This window comes from Rhodococcus sp. KB6, assembly GCF_001445685.1.
GTDB lineage: Bacteria > Actinomycetota > Actinomycetes > Mycobacteriales > Mycobacteriaceae > Rhodococcus_F > Rhodococcus_F qingshengii.
The window spans coordinates 1-5,180 of sequence record NZ_LNAK01000042.1 but is presented as its reverse complement, the minus strand read 5'-3'; the positions used below and the strand labels follow the sequence as shown (position 1 = coordinate 5,180).

The window sequence follows — 5,180 nt, the reverse complement described above, 5'->3', positions numbered from 1 at the left end:
CTGGCCGGTGACGCCCTCGACAGGTGCCGGCGCCGGGTCCAACTCGCGATCCACGGGCACCGTGGGTTCAGGGACGACCCGCTCTACAAGTCGCGGCGCACGCTGCACACCGGCGCGGACCTGCTTACCGACAAGCAGAGCGACAGGCTACGCGCGCTGTTCGTTGATGACGCTCACGTCGAGGTCGAGGCGACCTGGGGTGTCTACCAGCGCATGATCGCCGCCTATCGCCACGAGGACCGGCAACGTGGCCGCGAGCTCATGGAGAAGCTGATCACCGACCTCAGTGCCGGCGTCCCCAAGGTGCTCACCGAGCTCACCACCCTGGGCCGGACCCTGAAGAAGCGAGCCGCTGACGTGCTCGCCTACTTCGAACGACCCGGCACCAGCAACGGGCCGACCGAGGCGCTCAACGGACGGCTCGAACACCTGCGCGGCTCCGCACTCGGGTTCCGCAACCTGACCAACTACATCGCCCGAAGCCTGCTCGAGACCGGCGGCTTCAGACCCCAACTCCTACACCCCCGATTGGGATGAGCCGGTTAAGCGGCAGAAATGATCTGAGGCGTTCATGCGAAGACGCCGTCGGCTGATGTCGTGGACGAACGAACCACGTGCGTGGATCAACGGCAACCACCGCTCTACAGAACGTCGATGCCGGTCAGAACGAGCACCTTCTCCTCAGTGAGATCTTCCATTGCCGAAAGGACTCCCTCTTTGCCTGTCCCAGAGTCCTTCACGCCCCCGTACGGCATCTGATCGGCGCGGTAGCTCGGGACATCACCGACGATGACTCCACCGACGTTCAGAACACGTGAGGCGCGAAAAGCGGTCTGCAGGTTTGAGGTGAAAACCCCTGCCTGCAAACCGAACCGAGACTCATTGACCTTCTCGAACGCATCCTCGTCCGAGGAGACCTTGCAGAGCGCCACGACAGGTCCGAAGACTTCGTCGTCGAGTACCCGCGCGCCGCGGGGCGCGTCCTCGATCACGGTGGGCTCGACAACGGCCCCCACTCGTCCGCCACCGGTGAGAACGGTCGCACCGCCTGCCACCGCCTCGTCGATCCACTGCTCCACACGCACGGCAGCACGCTCGTCGATCAGTGGACCGACATCGGTAGCGTCGTCGTCGGGTGCACCGGTGGACAACATGCCGATCCAGGACAGTATCCGTTGCCGCATGCTCTCGTAGTGCTTGTCGTGCAAGAATACTCGCTGCACCGCGATGCAGGACTGACCAGCTTGGTACATCGAGAACCGCGCAATTCGTTCGGCCGCGAAGTCCTGTCCGGCTTCATCGGACCAGTCTTCACACACCACGACGGCGGCGTTTCCTCCCAATTCGAGCGTGACGTGTTTTCGCGGCACCCGATCGCGGATGGCCCACCCCACAGGAACCGAACCGGTGAATGAGACCACCGGCAGACGCGGATCCTGGACCATCTCCGAAGCCTTTTCGTTCGAGACGGTCAACACGGACCACGCGCCTTCTGGCAGTGACGTTTCCGCCAGCAGCTCACCGAGCACCAGACTCGACAGCGGTGTCGCTGGCGCAGGCTTGACGATGATCGGCGCACCGACGGCGAGCGCCGGCGCAACTTTGTGGGCGACCAAGTTGAGCGGAAAGTTGAACGGGGCGATCCCGAGGATGGGGCCGCGCGGGACCCGGTGAACCAGAGCCAAACGACCGTCCGAGCCTGCATCGGTATCGAGTCGTTGCATGTGTCCACTCCAGCGCCTGGCCTCCTCGGCTGCCCACCGGAAGGTGGTAGCGGCGCGGGTAACCTCGACACGCGCCCACTTGATTGGCTTGCCGGATTCGGCTGAGATGAGCTGGGCAATCTCCTCGTGGCGGTCGTTCAGACGCGTTGATATGTGTATAAGAGCGTCTGCGCGGATATGCACGGGTGTACTCGCGAATTCGGTGGCCACCGCCGAGGCAGCTGCGATCGCGGACTCGATGTGCACCGGATCCGCCTCGGACACAGTTGCGACAATCCGACCGTCGAATGGATTGCGGATCGCGATACGGCTATCGGTCGTCGTCGCCTCGCCGGCGATCAGGAATGGAAAGTGTTTAATGCTCATCGGTATTCCTCTTCGAAGTGTACAAACAACTGCTCGCCGACCCCCTTGTTGCGGTGGCCGGCGAGCGCGTTGATGTACTGGACAGGTCAGACGGATGCAGCGGTGGCTGCGTTCTTCTGGAGAATCTCGAGCGCTTGGATGAGGTAGGTGCGGAAGACTGCGTGGTTCTCGCTCATCGGGAAGTGACCGATGTCTTTCATCTCGATGAACTGCGCGTTCTTGATTTGCGCGGCCGTTCGGGCGCTGTCTTCCGGCGTGGTCAGGTAGTCGTAGTCGCCGGTCAACATCACGACGGGGCAGCGATCGCCGTCGATCTGATCGAGCTTGTCGCGCAGATCGTGATCGACCGAGTAGAAGTGCAGGTCGCCCTTGAACGCTTCGGATCCCTGGGTGTAATAGAACCAGGTCTTCCAGCGATCTGCCTCCGGTGACTGGGGAGCCATGAGATCCCACGTGCCGCTGGCGCACACCTGCGCTGCGTTCGCGTGCGGGTGCTGCCACCAGTCGAGGTAGAAGCCAGGCGAGTAGTCGGCACCTTCGACAGGGATGACGCCGGCGAAGCGATCCGGATTGCGCAGCGCAAGCTGCAGGGCGATGTTGCCGCCGAACGAGGATCCCATGAAGATCGGATTCTCGAGTTCGAGCGCATCAACGAGTGCAACGATGAAATTGGCGTAGTGGTCAGCCGAGAGTTTGTATTCCTCGGTCCACCACTCGGTGTTCTCCGGCGGATCGGACTTTCCATGTCGAGGTAGGTCGTAGGCGATGACGCGATAATTCGCGGTGATCTCTTCGTCTTCCAGCAGCCCGCGCCACTGATGGTTGTGAGCCCCGGCGGTGTGCTGGCACACCAAGGGCTGACCGGTGCCGTTCTCCAGGTAAAAGACCTTGTACAGCAGGCCGTCGACGTCGACGTCGACGTAGTGTCCCGTCACCGGGGAAATCTTGCTCATCTCGAGGGTTCCTTCGTTGGGGGGAGATTTTGAACTGGTTTGGGTGGCGCTGGTGAATCAGACCGGCACACCGACAGTGCGGAGCAGTTCGATCTGGCGTGTCACGCACCGCAAGTTCTGCATGAGAACCAGCACGTCGCCTTCGAGCTTCATGTCCCGTTGGAATGAAGCAGCCCAGATCCCGTGGTACATCGGCGCGGGTACGGGCACGCCGAACCCCTGCCAGGTCTTGGCACTGGCCCGGATGGCGAACTGGTACGGGCGGTCGAGGGGGCCGGGATCGACCGTGATGGCGTGTACTTTGCCGGTCGTCATCTCGACGACGAAGGTATGTGTGCCCATGTCCAAGAGGTACGAACAAGTGAAGTACTTGCCGTGCGCCTGGATTTCGGGATCCTGATCCGAGGCCTGCTCGAACGCATCGGCCCACTGCTGGGGGGTCTGAGTGATGGTGGCAGTCATTGTTTTCCTTCGTCGACTTGTGTGCCGGATTATTTCTGGAACGGGGATGATCGAAGGGTGATTGCTAGTGCTTCACCGTCGCGAACATGACACCCATCACACCGACAATCGACGGGTACGTCCAATACCAATGACCCTTCCGATCGATAGGAAACAACTATTGGTGTGCATCTACCTGGCCGAATAGCATCGGCGATGTGCGCTTACCCCTGGAGTTGAGGCCGCTGTCGTACTTCGTGGCGGTGGCGGAGGAACTGCACTTCGGCCGTGCGGCTGCACGGCTCCATATCGCCCAACCATCTCTGAGTGTTCAGATTCGAAAGCTTGAGCACTCTCTGGGGACAGCGCTGTTCATTCGTGACAGCCGTCATGTGGCCCTGACGCCGGCAGGGGTGAGGCTCTTGGAAGGAAGCCGTCAGCTACTCTCGGATGCCGAGCGCATTGCGTCGCTCACCCGGCAAGTCGGCCGCAGTGCGCGCAGCAATCTCGTGATCGGATTCCAGGCGAATGCTGCCGCTGAGCTGACCCCGGACATCCTGTCGGCATTTCGCTCGATGCACCCGGATGTCGAGGTGGAAATGCAATCGTTCGACTTCTCCGACCCCTACGTCGGACTAGGCGACGGCACGGTGGACGTAGCGTTCATCAGGCCGCCCGTCGTCGTTGCGGACTGGCTCGCGCTCGACACCCTTTTCATCGAACCGCGAGTGCTGGTTGTTAGCTCGGACTCCCCTCTTGCGCAACATGATTCGATCAGTGTCGAGGATCTCACAGGTCAGCCATTCGTTGCTCGTCGCAGTACCGACGAGTGGCGTGACTTCTGGCTCGCACTGAGCTCTCGCGATGGGCATGACGTTCGGCTCGGAGCCGAGGTTTCAACGGTCGACGAGTGTTTCGAAGCGATCTTGTCGAAGAAGGGCGTCGCGTTCTCGCAAGCATCGACGCAGCGGTTCTATTCTCGGCCAGGACTAGCGTTCGTTCCTGTCACCGGCATACCACCAACGCCGTTATCTATCGGTTGGCGATCAGACGTCGATTCTCTATTGACTCGCGACTTCGTAGAGGCTGCTCGCAGCGTTGCTACAGCCCGCCCTGTGCCGAATTCATGGATGCCCGCGGTCGAAGGTGTGACCTCCTTGCTCGACCGTTTTCCGGCCAAGCTCACTTCGTAACGTCTCGCCGCGCACTTGAGGATCGGGCTAGCCGGTCCTGGCAGTGAGCGCAGTCTGATCGCCGTGCGCACCTGGCAGCGACTTCCGCTACTACTAAATATTGGCGACGGCAGGATGAATCATCCGTTTTGTCGATGGTCAAAACGCACACCCAATCTTGGTGTCTTGACAAATATAGAAGCATCCCGGCGAGTCCGGAGACTTTGATGTGCCCTCGGTTTGGCCGAGTCGGTGAACTTGGTTTTCTGGCTACGATCTTGTCCAAGGAGGCAGGACCATGCCGAAGAGATATCCCGAGGAATTTCGCCGTAAGGTCCTCGATCTGGTCGCCGCAGGACGGCCGATCGCGGAAATCGCCCACGATCTCCAGGTCAGCGACCAGACGTGTCGACGGCCATCGTAAGCTCCCCACTGGCGGCCATTTATGGCGCATTTTGTGGCCATGGTTTCTCCCCGCGTACGGCCAGATAGTTCCCCACCTGCTGTGAGTCAGATTCGGTCCC

General features: G+C 61.1%; 5 protein-coding genes and 1 pseudogene. 3 read left to right on the top strand and 3 right to left on the bottom strand.

The window, feature by feature from the left end; translation table 11 throughout:
- A pseudogene (locus tag ASU23_RS07010) lies at positions 1 to 537 on the top strand (ISL3-like element ISPfr2 family transposase); the annotation flags it as partial.
- A 104-nt stretch (positions 538 to 641) separates the two neighbouring features.
- On the opposite strand, the gene ASU23_RS07005 reads toward ASU23_RS07010, so the two are convergent.
- From ASU23_RS07005 to ASU23_RS06995, 3 genes are all read right to left on the bottom strand, one after another.
- Positions 642 to 2,090, bottom strand: a complete 1,449-nt coding sequence (locus ASU23_RS07005) for an aldehyde dehydrogenase family protein (RefSeq protein WP_054828349.1) — start codon at positions 2,088 to 2,090, stop codon at positions 642 to 644.
- Between the two features lie 86 nt (positions 2,091 to 2,176).
- Complete coding sequence (locus ASU23_RS07000) at positions 2,177 to 3,043, bottom strand: alpha/beta fold hydrolase (protein ID WP_003941838.1); 867 nt, start codon at positions 3,041 to 3,043, stop codon at positions 2,177 to 2,179.
- Between the two features lie 57 nt (positions 3,044 to 3,100).
- Entirely contained in the window at positions 3,101 to 3,505 is a 405-nt protein-coding gene (locus ASU23_RS06995; RefSeq protein WP_003941837.1) for a hypothetical protein, read from the bottom strand.
- Positions 3,506 to 3,702: 197 nt separating this feature from the next.
- On the opposite strand from ASU23_RS06995, the gene ASU23_RS06990 reads away from it, so the two are divergent.
- Together ASU23_RS06990 and ASU23_RS33910 are read left to right on the top strand one after the other, a co-directional pair.
- The gene (locus ASU23_RS06990) at positions 3,703 to 4,677 is read left to right on the top strand and encodes a LysR family transcriptional regulator (protein ID WP_042926698.1); all 975 of its coding nucleotides are present in this window, start codon (positions 3,703 to 3,705) and stop codon (positions 4,675 to 4,677) included.
- A gap of 277 nt (positions 4,678 to 4,954) precedes the next feature.
- Complete coding sequence (locus ASU23_RS33910) at positions 4,955 to 5,080, top strand: helix-turn-helix domain-containing protein (RefSeq protein ID WP_253741240.1); 126 nt, start codon at positions 4,955 to 4,957, stop codon at positions 5,078 to 5,080.
- Positions 5,081 to 5,180 lie beyond the last annotated feature (100 nt).